This window comes from Methyloversatilis sp., assembly GCF_030696805.1.
Taxonomy (GTDB): Bacteria; Pseudomonadota; Gammaproteobacteria; order Burkholderiales; family Rhodocyclaceae; genus Methyloversatilis.
Map to the genome: position 1 here is coordinate 1 of NZ_JAUYRO010000097.1, position 18,095 is coordinate 18,095.

The 18,095-nt window shown below is 65.5% G+C and carries 20 protein-coding genes; 7 read left to right on the top strand and 13 right to left on the bottom strand.

Annotated features, from left to right (window positions below):
- From Q8R75_RS16675 to Q8R75_RS16690, 4 genes are all read right to left on the bottom strand, one after another.
- On the bottom strand, window positions 1–611 hold a 611-nt coding region (locus Q8R75_RS16675; protein WP_305663796.1), incomplete at its 3' end, for a PilX N-terminal domain-containing pilus assembly protein.
- A complete protein-coding gene (locus Q8R75_RS16680; protein WP_305626022.1) occupies window positions 608–1,648 on the bottom strand; it encodes a PilW family protein in 1,041 nt (346 codons plus the stop codon). The genes Q8R75_RS16680 and Q8R75_RS16675, both read right to left, overlap by 4 nt.
- Window positions 1,645–2,097: a type IV pilus modification protein PilV gene (pilV, locus tag Q8R75_RS16685; protein WP_305626021.1), complete on the bottom strand. Its 453-nt coding sequence runs from the start codon at window positions 2,095–2,097 to the stop codon at window positions 1,645–1,647. Before pilV ends, Q8R75_RS16680 begins: the two co-directional genes overlap by 4 nt.
- Window positions 2,097–2,756 carry a GspH/FimT family pseudopilin gene (locus Q8R75_RS16690; RefSeq protein ID WP_305612491.1) on the bottom strand — a complete coding sequence of 220 codons (660 nt, stop codon included), beginning with the start codon at window positions 2,754–2,756 and terminating at the stop codon, window positions 2,097–2,099. Before Q8R75_RS16690 ends, pilV begins: the two co-directional genes overlap by 1 nt.
- A gap of 351 nt (window positions 2,757–3,107) precedes the next feature.
- On the opposite strand from Q8R75_RS16690, the gene Q8R75_RS16695 reads away from it, so the two are divergent.
- From Q8R75_RS16695 to Q8R75_RS16710, 4 genes are all read left to right on the top strand, one after another.
- On the top strand, window positions 3,108–4,427 hold the full coding sequence (locus tag Q8R75_RS16695; protein WP_305612492.1) for a DUF3422 domain-containing protein: 1,320 nt from the start codon (window positions 3,108–3,110) through the stop codon (window positions 4,425–4,427).
- Between the two features lie 2 nt (window positions 4,428–4,429).
- Window positions 4,430–4,879 (top strand): GNAT family N-acetyltransferase, encoded by a 450-nt coding sequence (locus tag Q8R75_RS16700; protein WP_305626020.1) that lies wholly within the window; start codon window positions 4,430–4,432, stop codon window positions 4,877–4,879.
- Window positions 4,880–5,019: 140 nt separating this feature from the next.
- Window positions 5,020–5,640 carry a sigma-70 family RNA polymerase sigma factor gene (locus Q8R75_RS16705; protein WP_305626019.1) on the top strand — a complete coding sequence of 207 codons (621 nt, stop codon included), beginning with the start codon at window positions 5,020–5,022 and terminating at the stop codon, window positions 5,638–5,640.
- On the top strand, window positions 5,637–6,476 hold the full coding sequence (locus Q8R75_RS16710) for a cupin domain-containing protein (protein WP_305612827.1): 840 nt from the start codon (window positions 5,637–5,639) through the stop codon (window positions 6,474–6,476). Before Q8R75_RS16705 ends, Q8R75_RS16710 begins: the two co-directional genes overlap by 4 nt.
- A gap of 122 nt (window positions 6,477–6,598) precedes the next feature.
- On the opposite strand, the gene radA is transcribed toward Q8R75_RS16710, so the two are convergent.
- The 3 genes from radA to Q8R75_RS16725 form a co-directional block, all read right to left on the bottom strand.
- Window positions 6,599–7,960 carry a DNA repair protein RadA gene (gene radA / locus Q8R75_RS16715; protein ID WP_305612826.1) on the bottom strand — a complete coding sequence of 454 codons (1,362 nt, stop codon included), beginning with the start codon at window positions 7,958–7,960 and terminating at the stop codon, window positions 6,599–6,601.
- 6 nt (window positions 7,961–7,966) lie between these two features.
- Window positions 7,967–9,157: an alanine racemase gene (gene alr, locus Q8R75_RS16720; RefSeq protein ID WP_305612825.1), complete on the bottom strand. Its 1,191-nt coding sequence runs from the start codon at window positions 9,155–9,157 to the stop codon at window positions 7,967–7,969.
- A 102-nt stretch (window positions 9,158–9,259) separates the two neighbouring features.
- On the bottom strand, window positions 9,260–10,165 hold the full coding sequence (locus Q8R75_RS16725; protein WP_305612824.1) for a LysR family transcriptional regulator: 906 nt from the start codon (window positions 10,163–10,165) through the stop codon (window positions 9,260–9,262).
- Window positions 10,166–10,411: 246 nt separating this feature from the next.
- Here Q8R75_RS16725 and lplT point away from each other — a divergent pair, with 246 nt between their 5' ends.
- Window positions 10,412–11,677, top strand: a complete 1,266-nt coding sequence (gene lplT / locus Q8R75_RS16730) for a lysophospholipid transporter LplT (protein ID WP_305612823.1) — start codon at window positions 10,412–10,414, stop codon at window positions 11,675–11,677.
- 39 nt (window positions 11,678–11,716) lie between these two features.
- On the opposite strand, the gene Q8R75_RS16735 is transcribed toward lplT, so the two are convergent.
- The 3 genes from Q8R75_RS16735 to tsaB are packed head-to-tail and all read right to left on the bottom strand — an operon-like array spanning window position 11,717 to window position 13,781.
- A complete protein-coding gene (locus Q8R75_RS16735) occupies window positions 11,717–12,529 on the bottom strand; it encodes a uracil-DNA glycosylase (protein ID WP_305612821.1) in 813 nt (270 codons plus the stop codon).
- Window positions 12,526–13,026: a ribosomal protein S18-alanine N-acetyltransferase gene (gene rimI, locus Q8R75_RS16740; protein WP_336623628.1), complete on the bottom strand. Its 501-nt coding sequence runs from the start codon at window positions 13,024–13,026 to the stop codon at window positions 12,526–12,528. The genes Q8R75_RS16735 and rimI overlap by 4 nt, the downstream gene beginning before the upstream one ends.
- Before the next feature lie 59 nt (window positions 13,027–13,085).
- Window positions 13,086–13,781 carry a tRNA (adenosine(37)-N6)-threonylcarbamoyltransferase complex dimerization subunit type 1 TsaB gene (tsaB, locus tag Q8R75_RS16745; protein WP_305612819.1) on the bottom strand — a complete coding sequence of 232 codons (696 nt, stop codon included), beginning with the start codon at window positions 13,779–13,781 and terminating at the stop codon, window positions 13,086–13,088.
- 140 nt (window positions 13,782–13,921) lie between these two features.
- Between tsaB and Q8R75_RS16750 the strand changes: the two genes are divergently transcribed.
- On the top strand, window positions 13,922–15,496 hold the full coding sequence (locus tag Q8R75_RS16750; RefSeq protein ID WP_305612817.1) for a response regulator: 1,575 nt from the start codon (window positions 13,922–13,924) through the stop codon (window positions 15,494–15,496).
- Window positions 15,497–15,552: 56 nt separating this feature from the next.
- Here the strand turns inward: Q8R75_RS16750 and Q8R75_RS16755 are convergent, their stop codons facing one another.
- The 3 genes from Q8R75_RS16755 to Q8R75_RS16765 are packed head-to-tail and all read right to left on the bottom strand — an operon-like array spanning window position 15,553 to window position 17,159.
- Complete coding sequence (locus tag Q8R75_RS16755) at window positions 15,553–16,437, bottom strand: DUF1501 domain-containing protein (protein WP_305612816.1); 885 nt, start codon at window positions 16,435–16,437, stop codon at window positions 15,553–15,555.
- 31 nt (window positions 16,438–16,468) lie between these two features.
- Entirely contained in the window at window positions 16,469–16,807 is a 339-nt protein-coding gene (locus Q8R75_RS16760; RefSeq protein WP_305612815.1) for a hypothetical protein, read from the bottom strand.
- A 22-nt stretch (window positions 16,808–16,829) separates the two neighbouring features.
- Window positions 16,830–17,159, bottom strand: coding sequence for a hypothetical protein (locus Q8R75_RS16765; RefSeq protein ID WP_305612813.1), 330 nt, complete (start codon window positions 17,157–17,159; stop codon window positions 16,830–16,832).
- 181 nt (window positions 17,160–17,340) lie between these two features.
- Between Q8R75_RS16765 and ompR the strand changes: the two genes are divergently transcribed.
- Entirely contained in the window at window positions 17,341–18,069 is a 729-nt protein-coding gene (ompR, locus tag Q8R75_RS16770; RefSeq protein ID WP_305612812.1) for a two-component system response regulator OmpR, read from the top strand.
- Window positions 18,070–18,095 lie beyond the last annotated feature (26 nt).

The following is an 18,095-nucleotide window of genomic DNA, read 5'->3' on the forward strand; positions in this document are numbered from 1 at the left end:
GTGGTCTGCAAAGCGACATTCGGCCGCCCCTCGACCGGCGGCATGCGCGCGGTGATCCGGTAGCGCGGCCCGCGGCAAGCCGTACTGCCGCGGCGACCGCAGCCCGTGCCGTCCTCGAATTCACCCATGTATTCGATGATGTATTGCGGCGGGGTGTCTGCGTCACCCACCATGCGGACTTTTGCATCGGAATCGACTTGCCCCCACCATGCAGTCGCTTGGCTCCACTGCGTCGCGGAATCGTTCCAGCGTTCGGTGTAGGCAGGTGCGACCGGCGTGCTCTCCGAACCACCCTCGCCACCTTCCCCACCGCTGGGCGGCGTCGGGGCGGCAATGGCACACAGCGGTGGCGTTCCGCCGGGCAGGCAGTACAAACCGTTGCTGTTGGTGACTGTCGTCGTGACAGTGATGCTCGCCTCGGCTTCGCGCAGCGCCGATTCGACCGCCTGGAAAGCCAGGCTGCGGTCGTACATGTTGGCGCCCATCTTCTCCTGCATGCTGGTGCCACGAATACTCGCCAGCCCGAGCAGGGTCATGACGATCAGCATCACCAGCGCGACCAGCAGGGTGGCGCCGCGCTGCGAGCGCAGATCAGGATGTCGTGCACTCATGACACGCGGTTCCTCAAATTCACAACGTGGGAAATGCGCCGTGTAAGCCGGGCGCCCGCCGCATTGGTCGCCGTACCGGTATCCGGTGCATCGATAACGAGCTCGATCTGGATGGCAACGACTTCGTTCCAACGATTGAGCGCCGTGATGTTCGTAGCCGTCAGGTAATCGCCGCCGGGCAGGCGATAGGTGATCTGCATGTCACGCACGCCTTCGACGATTTCCTGTGCCTCCTGCTCCGCACTGCCGGCGTTGTTGCTGACGCTGACCCGATACAGCGAAGTCGGGCTGTTCGTGTTGCTACCGCGACCGTTGTTGCCGACGAACCAGGCGGCCGCCTGCAGCCGCATGAGCTGCGAGCCCGGCGGAAACACCTTGCGCACGCCCGCAAGGCCATCGCAGGCCACCGGCGTCCGGAACGCCAGCCCGCTGGAGCAATTACCCGGCGATCCCGCACCAATATCGTGAACGATCGAATTGGTCGACACATCAACCGCACTGACCTGAAAAATTGCGCTGTTCTCGAAGTCGCACAGCACAACCAGATCTCCGCTGGCCAGCGTGTGCGGAGTGGCGAGCGTGATCGTCGATGCCCCATCATTGTGAGCACTGACCGAAAAGGCGGCCGTACCGCCGTGAATCGCCTCCACTAGATCAGTACCCGACACGCGCTGACCTTCGCCGGTGCCGATCACCGCAGCAAGCGAGGCCGTCGTGTTGTCAAAACCACGCAACCCGCGAGTGGTGTCAGACCAGTCAGACCAAAACTTCGTAGCGGGATCTTTCAGCAGATTGACCACACGAGAGCGACCGCCGTTGCAGGAATTGATGCCGACTGCACGCAGGTCACGCGACATCAGCTCAAACGCCATGCGGGTCGATTCCTGGATGCGCGACAGCGCTTCGGTAGAACGGTAAGCCTCACGGTTGCTCATCACCATGGCGATGGCACCGGCCGATACCACCAGCCCGAGCACCAGCGTAACCAGCACCTCGACCAGCGATGTACCGCGCTGGGAAGAATGGAAGATATTCATATGCGGACATCCACCTGGAATGTGTGATCGCTCGCCCCGCTGGTCACCCGGCTATCGTCCCAGCGCACCGTGATGCGGCAGGATACGGGGGTACCTGTGCAGGAAATCCCGCCGCACGAACCAGCGCCGAGATTGTTCGCCAGCCCGCTCAGCCACTGGTTGATGTCGATGGTCGCCGGCTCGGTACCAGTCGGTATTTCGCACCCGGAAGCTGGTAAGTCGCGGTTGTAGGTGCCGTTGCGCGCCAGCGTCTGGTTGCTGCGCATGCGTTCGGCAATCGAATAGGCGGCGATCACCGCCGCATTGCGCTCGAAGGCGCTCTGGTTCGCCTTCATCGCCATGGTCTGCATGCCGGCAATACCGAGCATGCCGAAAGCCAGTACGAACAATGCGACCAGCACTTCGATCAGCGACACCCCCCGCTGCAGCGGACTCGATTGATGCTTCATCAGCTTCCCTCCACCGGCGTGCTGCCGCCACCCTCTTCCACGGGCGCCACGGTCACTCCGCAATTTGCATCGGTCCCCCGCGCGACCGACATGCGACTGCCCGACACCAGCGACACCACCCGCATGTTGCTGCCGCTGAGCGCACCGCTACGGTCGCACACGCGGACTTCCGCGGCCTGCAGCGCGAGCGAATTCTGGCCACGAGCCATCCCGTCGGGACGAAACGCGATACGGTTACCGGCGGCGGCGAGGTCATCATTCGAAATGAGTTCCAGTGCGTTGCCGGTGATGGCCTGCACTCGCACGATGCGCTCGGTGCCGTCTATGGCGCCATTGGTGTTCTCATCGACAAATACCGCCCAGGCCTGCCAGGGCTCGCTGTCTGCGGTCGTCACGCAGCCGGTGGTTGCGCTGAAATTCACCACACCGTCGGCGGCAGCCGCCCGGCACAGCAGCACGCGCCGCTGGATACGGACCGCCTCGGAACGCGCCAGATTCATGCCCGACAGCAACTCGTTCGATTCGGCCGTGAGGCGGCTCGACGCGATGAAGCTCTGGAAAGACGGAAATGCGAACGCCGCCAGAATGGCCATCAGGGTGACCACGATCATCAATTCGATCATCGTGAAACCGGCGTGCGCAGTGCGAAGACGCGTCATGGACGGGCTGGACCGGAAAAGGAATTCTGATCTCAACTTACGTCATGACAACCTTCGGACGCGAGCCGGCAATGACGAACGGCAGGAACCGGCACCCGAACGGCGCCGCCGCGGCCGGTTGCCGTGACATCCGTCACGACTCCCGGATCCGCTTGCTATCCGCGCCAGCTGCCGGGTGGGCGCGGCACGTCGAGCGGGCCTGTCTTGCGGTCGGCAGGATCAGGCGCGCTTTTCCTGTTTCCTTCACCGGTGTGCGTGACCAGCTTGCATCACCAACATGTATCGCCTTCCCGCAGCGTGTTGCACAATCCGGTCGGTCAAATCCGACCATGCCGCCCCCGCACCTGCCCCATGCCCGATAAAGACAGCCCCGCCCGAACGCTCGGCCATCTGCCCCAGCACCCACTGCGCTACAAGCTCAACAACGAGGTGCACGCCCGGCCGCCGGTATCGCTGACCCATCCAAAGCGCGTGTCCTACCTTGCGCTGATCCATGACGGGACGACGGAAGCCAGTGAGCTGCAGCAGCTGCGGGCGCTGGCGGACGCCTTTGCCCGACCGTTGCCGGAGGTAGACGGCGGTCACCTGCAGCTCGATGTCGGCGACTTCCTGCTGAAGTGGGAGCGCCACAACGAGTTTTCCAGCTACGCCTTCTTCTGCACGCCGCGCGCCGACGAAACCGATGCGCGTCACGGCGCGCTGCCGCGCGTGCCGGCCGGCTGGCTGGAGAAACTGCCCGGCTCGGTAATGGTGGCCACGCACATCGAGCTGCAATCCACCACGGCACTCGGGCCGAAATCCGTGATGGACGGCCTGATCGCCAGCGGGCGCCAGGGCGTGGCCGCCCAGGTCGCCGACGGTGCGGCGTGGGTGTTCACCGATTTCATGCTGACCGACGGCTGGTCGCGCTACCTGGTGCTCGATGAGCGCCTGACGCCGCGCCAGGCAGGTCGCACAGTGCAGCGCCTGCTCGAGATCGAAACCTATCGCGTGATGGCCCTGCTCGCCTTTCCGGTCGCCAAGGACGTCGGGCGCCTGCTCGGCCGGGCCGAAGGCGAACTGGCAGACCTGATGGACAGCATGGGTGCCGCCACGACGCCGGAAGACGAACGCAATGTGCTGTCGCACCTGACCCGGCTCGCTGCTGAAGTCGAGCGTTCGGTGGCGCGCGCCACCTTCCGCTTCGGTGCGGCGCAGGCCTACTACCGGCTGGTGAACAGCCGCATCGCCGAGTTGCGCGAGCAGCGGGTCGAAAGCTTTCCGACCATCGGTGAATTCATGGACCGCCGGCTGGCCCCCGCGATCAGCACCTGCGAGGCGATTGCACGGCGGCAGGAAGAGCTGTCGGGGCGGATTGCCCGCAACTCGCAACTGCTGCGTACCCGGGTGGACATCGAACTGGAGCGCCAGAATCAGGAATTGCTGGGGCAGATGAACCGGCGCGCGAAACTTCAGATGCGGCTGCAGGAGACGGTGGAGGGGCTGTCCATCGTCGCCATCACGTATTACGCCTCGCAACTGGTGCAGTATCTCGCGAAGGGCCTGCATGCCTGGCTGCCGGTCAGCCCCGAAGCGATCACCGCGATCTCGATTCCGGTCATCGCCGGGCTGGCTGCGCTGGGGCTGCGCCGCATGCGACGCAAGCTGGCGGCCGAAGAAGGCACGCATTGATCATGCCGACACTGCGTCACGCCACCCCCGCCGACGTGCCCGGCCTGTGCGCCCTGCTGGCGCAACTGTTCGCGCAGGAGGCCGAGTTTGTTGCCGATGCGGCGACGCAGGCGCGGGGTCTGCAGCGCATCCTCGAGGCGCCGGACAGCGGCGACATCCTGGTGCTCGCCGAAGATGGCTGTCCGGTCGGCATGGTCAGCCTGCTCTACCTGACCAGCACCGCGCTCGGCAGCCGCGTTGCGTTGCTGGAAGACATGGTGGTGCAGCCCGGCCAGCGCGGGCGAGGTTGCGGCAGCCGGCTGCTCAAGGCCGCGATCGACTGCGCACGGCAACGCGGATGCCGCCGCATCACGCTGCTGACCGATGGTCACAACCTCGATGCGCAACGCTTCTACCGGCAGCATGGATTCGCAGGCTCGGACATGAAGGCGATGCGCCTGATGCTCGACTGACGCGCAGGCCACATGCCGCTGCATCCGTATTGCGACGCGCTGCGTAGGGTGTTCAACAGGGCAATCAGGGAAGGATCATGGGCCGCAGCGCACCGTTTGCGCGGACATTCCCGATCGTCGTCCTGTCGACATTTGTCCCCATGAACCCGATGTCATCCGACACCGTAGCGCGTATCCCTTCGTCTGACGACGAGGCGCTGCTGTGCGCACTCATCGGGCGCATGGGCGACGGCGACGAGGCTGCGCTCGGCTCGCTGTACGACCGCACGGTGCGCCGCGTGTACGGCCTCGCGCTGCGCATCACGCGCAACCCGCAGGTCGCCGAGGAAGTTGCCGAAGAAGTGTTCTGGCAGGCGTGGCGACAGGCCTTGCGCTTTGACGCCGCGCGCGGCAACCCGATGGCCTGGCTGATGACGATGACGCGCAGCCGCGCACTCGACGCGCTGCGCCGCAACGATGACGCAGAACTGCACCCGGAGCCGGAAATATTGATGGCGGTCGAAGCCGCCTGCGAAGGCGACCCGCAGAACCTGCTCGAAGCCGTACAAAGGCACCACGCACTGCACGCCGCACTGGAATCGCTCGACGTGCTTCCGCGACAATTGCTTTCACTGGCCTTTTTCCGCGGACTGACACATGAGGAGATTGCCGTTCAGTCCTCCCTGCCGCTCGGCACCGTCAAATCACATATCCGGCGCGCGCTGAACGCGCTGGGAAAGGTACTTCCGCCAGACATGGGCGCACTGGATACCCACGCATGAGCACGCCGCCGCTCTCACCCGACGACGACACGGGCGACACGCTGCAGCACCTGCTGGCTGCGGCGCTCAAGCCGGTAGAACTCGAACAGGCACGCAGCGACGCCCTGCGCAGCCGCCTGCTGGCGCGCGCCCGCGACAGCGTGCAGGCACAGGCGCACCACACCCGGATACGCGCCAGCGAAGACGGCTGGACGCGCGTGGTCGATGGCGTGCGCGCAAAACTGCTGAACGAAGGCGCGAGCACGCGCTCGGTGCTGGTCGAGTTTGACCCCGGCGCCGCGTTGCCGATGCATCGACATCACGAACACGAACAGTGTCTGGTGCTGCGCGGCGACCTGCAGATGGATGACATCGACATCCGCGCCGGCGACTATCACGAAGCGCCGGCCGGCAGCCGCCATGGGCGCGTGCGCTCGAACGGTGGCGCGCTGATCTATCTGCGCGGCGTGTCGCTCGGCCACACCGGCCGCGTGATCCGCGACATGGTCACCGCCTGGCTGCCCAGCCGCGGCAGCGCACCGCACACGATACGAGCCGGCGAAGGCATGTGGTCCGACCTGTCACCCGGCGTGCAGGCCAAGCGGCTGTTCGACGGCGCTGACGAAGCGTCGATGCTGCTGCGCGTTGCACCCGGCGCCCGGGTGCCGAAGTCACTCGCCGCGGCCGAGGGCGAATATCTGGTGCTCGAGGGCGAAGCATTTGTCGGCGACACCCTGCTGCGCGCCGGCGAGTACGACTACGCACACCCCGACGCCGACGACTTCGAGCTGAGCAGCGACGTCGGCGCGCTGTTCTACCTGCACGCCAAGGTGGCACAGGCGCTGCGGACAAACTAAAACCGCGCCAGTGCTTGCCCCTTCGCAGGAGCGGACCCTGTCCGCGATACGCACATCCGGTCAGCGACCAGCCGATGCTCCGGGGCGCTTATCGCCGCAGGGCCGCGACATGCGCAGGTGCGTCACTCCAGTTCGCGCAATTTTGTGAAGGCTTCTTCTATGCGCTCGACCGGAATGATGGTCAGGCCGTCGATCTTCTGTTTCGGAGCGTTGGCTTTCGGGATCAGCGCATGCGTGAAGCCCAGCTTGGCGGCTTCGCGCAGGCGTTCCTGTCCGCGCGGTGCCGGGCGGATTTCGCCGGCCAGGCCGACTTCGCCGAAGGCAACCAATTTTTGCGGCAGCGGACGATTTTTCAGCGATGACACGATGGCCAGCAGCACCGCGAGATCGCCCGCCGGCTCGCCGATCTTCACGCCACCGACCGCGTTGACGAACACGTCCTGATCGGCGCACACCACGCCGGCGTGCCGGTGCAGCACAGCGAGCAGCATGGCCAGCCGCGCCGCATCCAGCCCGACCGTCAGCCGGCGCGGATTGCCGTGTGCGCTGTCCACCAGCGCCTGGATTTCGACCAGCAGCGGCCGTGTGCCTTCCTGCGTCACCATCACGCAAGAACCTGACACCGGCTGGCCGTGATGAGACAGGAACATCGCCGACGGGTTGGACACGCCGCGCAGTCCGCGCTCGGTCATGGCGAACACGCCCAGTTCGTTCACCGCGCCATACCGGTTCTTGAACGCCCGGATCAGGCGGAAGCTGGAACTGGTTTCACCTTCGAAATACAGCACCGTGTCGACGATGTGTTCAAGCACTCGCGGCCCGGCCAGCGTGCCTTCCTTGGTGACATGGCCGACCAGGATCAGGCTGTGCCCGGCCTGTTTCGCTGCCCGCGTGAGCTGCGCCGCGCACTCGCGCACCTGCGCAACGGAACCGGGCGCGGAGGTGAGCTGTTCCGAATAGACGGTCTGGATCGAATCGACCACCACGACGCGCGGCCGGGTGTCGTTCAGCACGGCGCCGATCTTTTCCAGATTGATTTCCGCCAGCAACTGCAGGCCGGACGGGTCAAGCGCGAGGCGCTGGGCGCGCAGCGCCACCTGCTCGCCCGACTCCTCGCCGGTGATGTAGAGCGTGCTCACCCGCGAAGCGAGCTGGGCCAGTGCCTGCAGCAGCAGCGTCGACTTGCCGATGCCCGGGTCACCGCCGATCAGCACCACGCCACCGGGCACCAGCCCGCCGCCCAGCACGCGATCGAATTCCTCCAGCCCGGTTGCCAGGCGCGGTTCGTCACGCGGCCGGATGTCGGCCAGCGTCTGCACCTGCGCAGTACCAGCCAGAGAGGCAAAGCGGTGCGCACCGGCGCCCTGCTCCGCAACGGTTTCGACCAGCGTGTTCCAACCGGAACAACCCAGACATTGACCCGCCCACTTCGGGCTGGTGGCACCGCATTCGGTGCAGGAATAGACGCTCTTTGCCTTGGCCATCGCGGCTCAGCGCACCGCAACCAGAGGCGGCGCCTCACTGGCGCCCGTTCTGGCGTCGGTTCCGGCTTCGGACAAGTCAGCCACGCCGACCTCGACCGCCGGCACGCGCAGCGCGAGCGCGCACACCAGTTCGTAATTGACCGTACCGGCCGCGGCGGCCACTTCGTCAAGCGTCACGTACTCGCCCCACAGTTCGACCACGCTGCCCAGCCCGGTGGCCGGCAGATCGGTCAGGTCAACCGCGATCATGTCCATCGACACCCTGCCGACCAGCCTGCTGCGCACGCCGTCCACCGCCACCGGCGTACCGCTTGGCGCATGGCGCGGGTAACCGTCGGCATAACCGCAGGCAATCGTGCCGATGCGCATCGCACGTTCCGCGGTGAAGGTGCCACCATAGCCGATGCGCTCGCCGGGCTGCAGGTGCTGCACCGAAATGATGCGCGCCTCGAAGCGCATCACCGGCTTGAGACCGATGTCCGCCGCGCTGGCATATGCCGTGGCCGGACTGGCGCCATACAACAGGATGCCCGGGCGCACCCAGGTCGCGTGCGTCTGCGGAAAGCGCAGCAGCGCTGCCGAATTGGCCAGCGACACCGGTCCGTCGAAATTGCGGACAAGCGGCGCAAAGCGCGCCAGTTGAGCTTCGACGCCGCGCTCGCCATCGGCATCGGCGAAGTGGGTCATCAGTCCGACGGGGCCGGCGTGCGGCCAGGCGCGCAGCCGATCCAGCGCGGCGAGTGTGCAATCCGGCGTGATGCCGAGCCGGTTCATGCCGGTATTCACCTTCAGGAACAACGGAATGCGGGCATCCGCAGGCAGTGCGACCGATTCCAGCCAGTCGAGCTGGTCCATCGTATGCACCACGACCGACAGCCGGCGTGCCGCGATTTCAGGCAGGTCGTGCGGGCTGAAGAAGCCTTCGAGCAGCAGGATGGGTTGCCGGATACCGGCTTCGCGCAGCCGCACTGCGTCTTCCAGATCGAGCAGCGCGAAGCCGTCAGCCAGCGTGCTCAGCCCGCGTGCAATGCGCGTGATGCCATGACCGTAGGCGTTGGCCTTGATGACCGCCCACATTTTTGCCCCGCCCGCCAGCTCGCGGGTGCGCAGATAGTTGTGGCGCAAGGCGTCGAAGTCGATGCGCGCATGGATCGGGCGGAACAGCGGAAAGGGAGCGGTGTGGGACGGGCGCGACATGAAGGGCAACGGAGGGCAGGAAATCAGCGAAGCCGCGAATTCTACTATCCGGCGCCGGCCGGCATCCGTTTCGACTGTACCGAACAGATGCCGGGCCGGGTTTCAGCGCCCGCTCTGCTTCGCCAGACGCACCGATGCAAACTCGCCGAACTGTTTGGCCATGTAGGTGCGGAAGCGCTCCGACGGATAGAGCAGCGCCATGTGACGGATCAGCCGGGGACGCAACGGTACGGCGACCAGCAGTCCGAGGCTGGTTTCATGCCGGATGGCGGCACGCGAAAGGATGGCGTAGGCCAGACCGCGTTCGAGCACGCCCTTCACCGACGACAGCCGGTCGAGTTCGAATGCCAGCGGAAGCTTGGCCGGATCGACACCGCCCCGTGACAGGTAGTCTTCGAGCAGCGCGCGTACGCTGCCCGCATCGCGGCCCGCGCACGGGTGCTGCAGCAGGTGCTCCGGCGTGACCTCGTCCAGTCTGGCCAGCGGGAAATCCGGTGCGCAGACGACCACCAGCTCATCTTCGGCGCACGGTTCGACCATCACCTGCGCGCCACCGCGACCCAGACCTTCGACGATGCCGATGTCGAGCACGCGCTCGTCCACCATGTCCTCGATCACGCCCGGGTTGTCCACGGTAAGCCGCGGCACCACGTTCGGATGCGCAATGCGGAACGCTGCCAGCACCGGCGGCAAGTGGTATTCCGCCACTGTTGGCGTGGCGCCGATCAGCAGGTGACCACGCAGGTCACTTGCCATTTCCTGCAGTTCGTTTTCGAGCGTCGCGAACAGGTCGAGGATACGGTCGGCGTAATCCTTCACCTTCAGACCTTCCAGCGTCAGCGTCACGCGGCCGTGGGCGCGCTCGAACAATCGGGTGCCGAAATGTTCCTCGAGTTGCTTGATCTGGAAGGTGACGGCGGGCTGCGTCATCTGCAGCAGTTCTGCGGCGCGGGTAAAGGACATCTGGCTCGCCGCTGCGTGAAACACCTCCAGCCTTCTATCAGGCATTTTTCCCTCTTTATAAGTGACGCTCGCCCTCGTGGTTATAGACCAAGTTGACGCTCGCAGGTCAACCAAAATGTAAGGTCAAGCGGCTTTTCAGGACGGCCGATACGGCCCTCGCGGGTGCTGCATTGCATCAGCGGAAAGCAGTGTAACAGCGCCATGTCACGTCATCTGGACAGTGCGGGCTTCGTGGTATAAAGGCGCACTTTTCGCGCAGGGCCGGCGTGCAGTTCCGGCACACAACGCCCGATGCCTCTCGGCTTCTACATGATAATGGCCGCGCAGTTCTTTTCTGCGCTCGCCGACAATGCATTGCTCGTCGTAGCCATCTTCGTGCTGAAAGATGCGCTGGCACCCGACTGGCAGATACCTCTCCTCAAGCTGTTCTTCACCATTTCGTACGTGCTGCTTGCCGCCTTCGTCGGTGCGCTGGCCGATTCGATGGCCAAGCGCCGCGTGATGCTCATCAGCAACGGCATCAAGGTCGTTGGCTGTGCGCTGATGTTCTGGCATGTGCATCCGCTGCTCGCCTACGCCGTGGTCGGCCTGGGCGCCGCATCCTATTCGCCGGCCAAGTACGGCATCCTGACCGAGTACCTGCCGCACCGTCTGCTGGTGGTCGCCAATGGCTGGATCGAAGGCCTGACGGTAGGCGCCATCATTCTTGGCGTGCTGCTGGGCGGTCTGCTGATCGATCCGTCGCTGAGCGCGCGACTGCTGGCGATCGATTTGCCCTTTGTCGATACCGGCCTGGACACCACCGTTGAAATCAGTCTGATGCTGGTCGGCCTGCTCTATGTACTGGCCGGCATCTTCAATCTGTTCATTCCGGACACCGGCGTGCCGCTCAAACCGCTCAACAACAGCCCGGCCGCACTGATCGCCGATTTCAGCCACAGTTTCAAGGCCTTGTGGCGGGACAAGCTGGGGCAGATTTCGCTTGCGGTGACCACACTGTTCTGGGGCGCCGGCGCGACGCTGCAGTTCATCGTGATCGACTGGGCAGACCGCGCACTGGGCATGGGCCTGTCGCAGGCGTCGAAACTGCAGGGCGTGGTGGCAGTGGGCATTGCCATCGGGGCCATCATGGCAGCAAGACGCCTCACGTTGCGCGGATCGGTGCGGGTCATCCCGCTGGGCATTGCGATGGGGCTGCTGGTGCCGCTGATGATCTACGTGACACAGCTGTGGGTGGCGGTGCCGATCCTTATCCTGATCGGCGCCTGTGCCGGTTTCTTCGTCGTGCCGATGAATGCGCTGCTGCAGCACCGCGGCCACATGCTGATGGGCGCGGGTCACTCGATTGCGGTGCAGAACTTCAACGAAAACCTGTCCATCCTGATCATGACCGGGCTGTACGCCGCGCTGCTCGCCGCCGGCTTGTCGGTGTTCGCCGTGATGGTCATGTTCGGTCTGTTCGTCGCCGCCACCATGTTCATGGTCGGCAAGTGGCACAAGGCCAACCAGCGCAAGCGCGACGATGTGTCGCTGCTCGACGACGGCTTCAGCCACTGACCGCCCGGCCTCCACTGCCCTGCTTCCCGGCCCGACGGCTCAGCGCGGCGCCAGCGCGGCCCGCGCGAAACACAGGTCTTCCCATGCCTTGGCCTTGTCCTGGGGGCTGCGAAGCAAGTAGGCAGGGTGATAGGTGACGACCACCGGAATGCCGGCGCGGTCGAACAGGCGTCCACGCGCCGCGTTGATCTTCACTTCGCCGCCGAGCAAGGTTTGCGCGGCCGGCCGGCCCAGTGCCACGATGATGCGTGGCTGGATCAGTTCGATCTGCCGCTCGAGATAGGGCTGGCAGGTGGTCATCTCGACCGCTTCCGGCGTACGGTTGCCCGGTGGCCGGCATTTCACCGCATTCGCGATGTACACATTCCGCCCGCGCGCCAGACCAATGGCGGCAAGCATCGCATCGAGCAGCTTGCCCGCCTGACCGACGAAGGGCTCGCCGCGCAGGTCCTCTTCGGCACCCGGCCCTTCGCCGACGAACAGCCAGTCGGCTGCGCGGTCGCCGACGCCCGGCACCGCCATCGTGCGGCGTTCATGCAGCGCACAGGCGCGGCAGGCGCCGATCGCGGCTTCAAGTTCATCCCAGTCCATACCGTCTGTTGCCACGCGCACCGGGGCCGGCGCAACGACCGGCGAGGCAGTCGGCATTACCGGCGGTCGTGCTGCTGCAGCGGGCACGGCGAGCCGCTCGCGACCAGGGGCTGCGGCGACCACGTCCGCGGCATCGGACACGCCAGCGGCGGCCGCGTGTTCTTCCGCTGGCGGGCTGTCCCCACCCGCTTCGGGCGCATCGCGCAGGCGCCAGAGCGGCGCCAGACCCATCTCCCTCAACACGGATGCACGCCGGTTCATCGACGCCATCCTTCATTCATGCCTTCGATCATCGTGTGACTCGATCCCGCGCGAACACCCGCACGCCAGCGCTCGCCCAGTTCCGCACTCATCACGATGGCGTCCTCACGCCCGTCGAGCGCCGGGTAATAGCGCGGACGACGGCCGATCGGCTGGAAGGCGGCGGCGTCGTACATCGCGCGCGCCGCAAGATTGGACGGACGGACTTCGAGAAACATGCGTTCGGCACCGTAAAGAGCCGCCTCGCGCGCCAGATGGTCGAGCATCAGGCGGCCCAGACCGCGCCGCTGCCTGTCGCCGGCGACGCTCAGATTGAGCAGATGCGCTTCGTCGAGCACGCACATCATCACCGCATAGGCGACCAGCACGCCGTCCTGATACAGCACGCGGCAGCAATAGCCGGCGATCAGCGAATCGGCGAAGTTCATCCGTGTCCACGGGAAGTCGTACAGCGTGCTTTCCAGTCGGGCCACCTCGTCCAGGTCACTTTCACGCATCGGCGCGAAAGCGCGCTGCGCCTGTTCAACGGGCGGTACGGAAGGCGCAGCCGTTTCCATCACGCGCGGCCACCCGCAGCAAGGCGTTCGGCGGTGGTCTGCGCCACCTTGTCTCGCACATAGATCGGCGACGCCAACGCAGCGTCGATGCCTTCACCGGCCGCCAGACGCAGACAACCCAGACGGCCGATCTGCCGCGCATGCGCGGTCAGGCCGGTATCGATCGCACCCAGATCCGCGACCCATGGAAGTCCGGCAACCCCGGCAAGCGCGAACCCGCTGCCGCAGCCCTGCCACGACGCCAGGTCGCCGTCGGGCCTTTGCAGCCCGGCCGGCGGGCTCACCCGAATCTTCGACAGCCCCGACACGTCGGCACCGCGCACTTCATAGCACGCGCTGTACACCTCGCTCATGCGCGCATCGACGCAGACGCATCTGAATCCGTCTCCTGCCGACAGCGCCAGCGCTTCGAGTGTCGGAACGGCCACCAGCCTGACGCCGCTGCCGACCGACAAACCCTGGGCCACCGACACGGCAAGCCGCAGGCCGGTGAAACTGCCCGGCCCGGCGCTGAACGCGATGCCGTCGAGCTGCGGCAGCGTCAGTCCGCTTTCGCCCAGCAGTTCGGTCACCCATGGCAGCACGAAGCGGGCGTGCGTGCCGGGTGTGCCGCCTTCGCGCACGAGCACCTCATCGTCAAGCAACAGGGCGACCGAGGCGGTTTCGGACGATGTTTCAATCGCAAGCAGCTTCATTCCTTACGGCGATTCGATGTTAAAGCGCATGATTGTAGGGTGTTCCGGCGTGTCCGGCCCGCTCTGCCGCTTCAAGTAAAGCGCTTTCCGAGCCGTTCATTGCGGCGTTATCGTTAACCCCCGGAAGGGGCTTTGTCGTCATGTTTCTGCCGACCGAAGGACTGGACAAGATGCGCGTCGTCATTGCCGACGCGAATCAGGTCGTCCGTACCTGGCTGCGCACGCAACTGTCGCAGGCCGGCGTGAAGCATGTCGCCATGGCCGGAACCGCCGGCGATCTGCTGCGCCAGTGCTCCGCCACGACGCCTGACGTCGTGCTGTGCGACCACAACTTCGGCGAAAAGCATGATGGCCTGCGCACCCTCGAAGAACTCCGGCTGAACAACATCCTCCCGCTGTCATCGGTATTCATCATCGTCACCGGCGAACGTCTGCGCGCGCGCGTCGTGTCGGCAGCCGAATTCGCCCCGGACGATTACCTGCTCAAACCCTTCACCTCCGGCCAGCTGGCCGAACGCCTGGAGCGGGCAGTCGAAAAGAAGCTCGCGCTGAAGGCCGTCTTCGTCGAAATGGCCCAGCGCAACCTGCCGGGCGTGATACTCGAATGCGACCGGGTGGTCGAACGTACGCCGCGCTATGCGCTGGACGCGCTGCGCATCCGCGCAGAAGCGCTGATCGCGCTGGGCCGACTCGATGAAGCGAGCGAAATCTATCAGGCCATCATCGCCCGCAACTCCGTGCCCTGGGCGCGCATCGGCTATGCAATGGTGCTGCGCGAGCGCGGCGAGGCGCGCGAAGCCGCCGAGATGGCGGCACAGATCAGCGAAGAGTTTCCGGATTTCATGGGTGTTTATGATTTCCTCGGCGAATTGCACGAACGCAACGGTGAGCTCACCGAAGCGCGCACCTTCTACGAACGCGCCGATTCGATCGCGCCGGACAATCTTCGGCGGCTGCGCAGCCTGGGCGAAATCTGTCTCGAACTGGGCGATGTCGGGCAAGCCGCGACCGTCATGCGGCGGGTGGTCGAGCGAACCGAAGGCACGTCGCTGAGCTGTACTGAAGACCACCTCACGCTGATCAAGAGCCTCGTCGGGCTTGACGATACGGATGCCGAAATCAATCAGCGCATGAAGGAAATGCGCACCATGCTGGGCGACAGCGAACGTGCCGCCGTGCTGTCCGACGTCATCGAGGCGCGCAGGTTGAGTCGCAACGGCGATGAGGAAGGCGCGCGTCGCGCCATCGACCAGGCGCTCAAGACCCATGAACAACTGCGCACACCGGACACGCTCGCCACGACGGAACTGGCCGAAGCCTGTCTGCAAACCGACCGCCAGGACGCGGCCGAGAAACTGATCAGCACATTGCCCGACACGCCCGGTGTGCTGCCGAACCGGCTGAAGCGCCAGTCACAGTCGGCGCGTGATCGTGCCAAGGTTGCGGCAGCGCAGCTTGAAGCCGAGCGCGCCGAAGGCCCCGACCTCGAGCACATCGAGGCCGAACTGACGCGGCTTGGCACACTGATCAAGCGGCTGGATGTGACCTGGGACGACGCGCTCGCGACGGACGCGCGCAATATCCTGATTGACGCCTTCACGCTGGCTCCGCGCGAGCGCAGCGTCATCGACGCGCACATCCACTACAACAGGGTGGCGCAGAAGCACGGCTTCGAACGGCACAAGCCGACGGCGCGGGTCAGCAGTCCGGGATGAACCTGAAAGCTCCGTTGATCGGCGCCGAGGGGATTACAGCAAGACGTGCCAGCGGCTCAAGTCGACGAAAATGCCGCGGCCGGGACAAATCGGGCCTGCGCACCTGACCACCAGGCGGCAACATCGCGATTCAGCCTGCCGGTCTCGACCTGTGGCGGTGGATTGCCGCGTCGGTCGAGCCGATCGAGATCAGGCTGTGCGCCAGACACCCCACCCGCCAGCCGACCGCCGGCGATGAACTGAACACCGGCGCTGCCGTGATCGGTTCCGGCACTGAGGTTTTCCGCCGCGCGACGACCGAATTCCGAGCGTGTCATCAACAGCGTGTCGGACCAGCGGCCCGACGCCTGCAACGCCGCGCGCAGCACCGACATCGTCGCGGCGAGTCGCGCCAGCAGACGGGCATGCACCTCGGGCTGGCGCTCGTGCGTATCGAAGCCGTGCAGTGCAAGGTGCAGCGACTGCAGCGGCGCGCCGGACACGATCTGCTCAAGCGCCTGCGCGAGTAAGGACTGGGCGGGTAAATGGGCGAGTAAAGATTCCGGAAAATTCTCAGCGGCGTCCGCCGACGGAAAGTCGGGCAAGGCAGCCTGCATGAGCTCGGCCGCACGGTGGTGCGACAGGCTCGCCTCGGCGCTGCCCACGCCATGCACGACCGTCAGTTCGCCGGCCGACCACAGCGGCATCAGGGGCTGCAGCGCCGGATGCAGCGCGTTGCGCTCATCAAGCGGCAAGCAGCTTTTTAGGTCGATCGCAATGGTCGGCCTGAGTGCGGTGTAGCGTGGATCGGAAAGGGGGATGACGGTATTGAGACCGTCGTTGCCGCCGACCAGATCAATCACGATCAGCAGCCGGCCGCAGGGGGCTGCTTCGGCAGCCCCGATGCTCCCTCCGGCCAGCGGCGCTGCAGCGGCGCATTGCAGGAAATGACGTCTGTCCATCGGTCGTCGGGGAGATAGGCGGGGTATTTGGCTAACGGTCCGGCTTGTCGCGGTAGAGCTCGCGCGATGCGTCACGGATATCGCGCCGCAGCTGCCGCCGCTCTTCCGGCGTCAGCCCGGGGCCGCGCTGGTCACCGTAATTGGCACGGCGGGCCGCTGTCGGATCCTCGCCGTCGAAACGGCGCATCGGCGGCAGCTCACCGCTGGCGGGCATGATGCGTTCCATGTACTGGCCGCCGACGAAATCGCGACGTCCGACCGGTTCGCCCCCAGCGGCCTCGAACGTCGTCGAAACAATGACCGCCGCGCCCATACAGGAGCACAGCACGGCACGCCGCCGTCGTACGCTGCTCAGGTCTGCACCCATCATTCTTGTTAGCTCCTTGCCGTCGCTACTGTTCAACTGCGGCACCGCCCGGCGCTCGCGCCATTGGCCCGATGCGACCCGGATTGTAGAGGTAGAGACTGGCGCGGTGAAGTGCGTACTGCCGAGCCAGATGTGCCGCCTGATCCTTGCCCTGCGCCACATCCGACGATGCTGTACCTGCCCCATCCCGCTTCAGGGTATCCGATGAGCGGGCCGGAATGGGTTCAAAGGGTGTCTGCACTTCGACTTTCGCCGCACCACCCGCCTGCACCAGGGGCAACATCGCACTGGCCGCCGACGCGGTAAACGATGCGCTGCAGAGACACGCGCCAACCATCACTCCGAACCCTTTCATCACTGCCTCCCTGTGGCGTTTCCCGCCTTGACTGGTTGATGGACGAAGCCTGGACATCCGCTGTTAGCCGGATGTGAGCAGACCGCCACGGTTTGTAAGCGCACGTTAACGCCTGCGGTGCCGCTTACATGCGCTCACCGGCAGATTGAATACTGCAGACCCGCTCGGGTAGCATCACGCCATGGAAGAAAAAAAACGCAAGGTCCTCATCGTCGACGACGACGCCCGTCTGCGCGCCCTGCTCGAGCGCTACCTCGGAGAACAGGGGTTCGCGGTCAAGGCCGTGGCCGACAGCACGCAGATGGACCGCGCGCTGGCGCGCGAACTGTACGACCTCATGGTGCTCGACCTGATGCTGCCCGGCGAAGACGGCCTCGCCATCTGCCGCCGGCTGCGTGCCCAGGACAACACGATCCCGGTGGTCATGCTGACCGCCAAGGGCGACGAGGTCGACCGCATCGTCGGTCTCGAAATGGGGGCCGACGACTACTTGCCCAAGCCCTTCAACCCGCGCGAGCTGGTCGCCCGCATCAATGCAGTGCTGCGCCGGCAGGCACCGAAGCCCCCGCCCGGCGCGCCGGCGCTCGACGAACGCGTGGTGCACTTCGGCCAGGTCGAGGTCAATCTCGCCGCGCGCACGCTGACCCGCGATGAGCAGGAGCAGGTGCTCACGACCGGCGAGTTTTCGCTGCTCAAGGTGCTGCTCGAATCGCCGCGCGTGCCGCTGTCGCGCGACAAGCTGATGGAACTGGCGCGCGGCCGCGAGTATGACGCTTTCGATCGCTCGATCGACGTCCAGATGTCGCGCCTGCGCAAGCTCGTCGAAGACGACCCCGCCAAGCCGCGCTACCTGCAGACCGTGTGGGGCTTCGGCTACGTATTCGTACCTGACGGTACACGGCATGCCTGATCACGCCCCTGCGGCAGCCGGTCACA

What these genes read in the sequence shown, in the direction of transcription:
- Q8R75_RS16680 (WP_305626022.1), bottom strand. Translation starts at nt 1,648, where the DNA reads ATGAATATCTTCCATTCTTCCCAGCGCGGTACATCGCTGGTCGAGGTG.
- pilV (WP_305626021.1), bottom strand. Translation starts at nt 2,097, where the DNA reads ATGAAGCATCAATCGAGTCCGCTGCAGCGGGGGGTGTCGCTGATCGAA.
- Q8R75_RS16690 (WP_305612491.1), bottom strand. Translation starts at nt 2,756, where the DNA reads ATGACGCGTCTTCGCACTGCGCACGCCGGTTTCACGATGATCGAATTG.
- Q8R75_RS16695 (WP_305612492.1), top strand. Translation starts at nt 3,108, where the DNA reads ATGCCCGATAAAGACAGCCCCGCCCGAACGCTCGGCCATCTGCCCCAG.
- Q8R75_RS16700 (WP_305626020.1), top strand. Translation starts at nt 4,430, where the DNA reads ATGCCGACACTGCGTCACGCCACCCCCGCCGACGTGCCCGGCCTGTGC.
- Q8R75_RS16705 (WP_305626019.1), top strand. Translation starts at nt 5,020, where the DNA reads ATGAACCCGATGTCATCCGACACCGTAGCGCGTATCCCTTCGTCTGAC.
- Q8R75_RS16710 (WP_305612827.1), top strand. Translation starts at nt 5,637, where the DNA reads ATGAGCACGCCGCCGCTCTCACCCGACGACGACACGGGCGACACGCTG.
- radA (WP_305612826.1), bottom strand. Translation starts at nt 7,960, where the DNA reads ATGGCCAAGGCAAAGAGCGTCTATTCCTGCACCGAATGCGGTGCCACC.
- alr (WP_305612825.1), bottom strand. Translation starts at nt 9,157, where the DNA reads ATGTCGCGCCCGTCCCACACCGCTCCCTTTCCGCTGTTCCGCCCGATC.
- Q8R75_RS16725 (WP_305612824.1), bottom strand. Translation starts at nt 10,165, where the DNA reads ATGCCTGATAGAAGGCTGGAGGTGTTTCACGCAGCGGCGAGCCAGATG.
- lplT (WP_305612823.1), top strand. Translation starts at nt 10,412, where the DNA reads ATGCCTCTCGGCTTCTACATGATAATGGCCGCGCAGTTCTTTTCTGCG.
- Q8R75_RS16735 (WP_305612821.1), bottom strand. Translation starts at nt 12,529, where the DNA reads ATGAACCGGCGTGCATCCGTGTTGAGGGAGATGGGTCTGGCGCCGCTC.
- rimI (WP_336623628.1), bottom strand. Translation starts at nt 13,026, where the DNA reads ATGCGTGAAAGTGACCTGGACGAGGTGGCCCGACTGGAAAGCACGCTG.
- tsaB (WP_305612819.1), bottom strand. Translation starts at nt 13,781, where the DNA reads ATGAAGCTGCTTGCGATTGAAACATCGTCCGAAACCGCCTCGGTCGCC.
- Q8R75_RS16750 (WP_305612817.1), top strand. Translation starts at nt 13,922, where the DNA reads ATGTTTCTGCCGACCGAAGGACTGGACAAGATGCGCGTCGTCATTGCC.
- Q8R75_RS16755 (WP_305612816.1), bottom strand. Translation starts at nt 16,437, where the DNA reads ATGGACAGACGTCATTTCCTGCAATGCGCCGCTGCAGCGCCGCTGGCC.
- Q8R75_RS16760 (WP_305612815.1), bottom strand. Translation starts at nt 16,807, where the DNA reads ATGATGGGTGCAGACCTGAGCAGCGTACGACGGCGGCGTGCCGTGCTG.
- Q8R75_RS16765 (WP_305612813.1), bottom strand. Translation starts at nt 17,159, where the DNA reads ATGAAAGGGTTCGGAGTGATGGTTGGCGCGTGTCTCTGCAGCGCATCG.
- ompR (WP_305612812.1), top strand. Translation starts at nt 17,341, where the DNA reads ATGGAAGAAAAAAAACGCAAGGTCCTCATCGTCGACGACGACGCCCGT.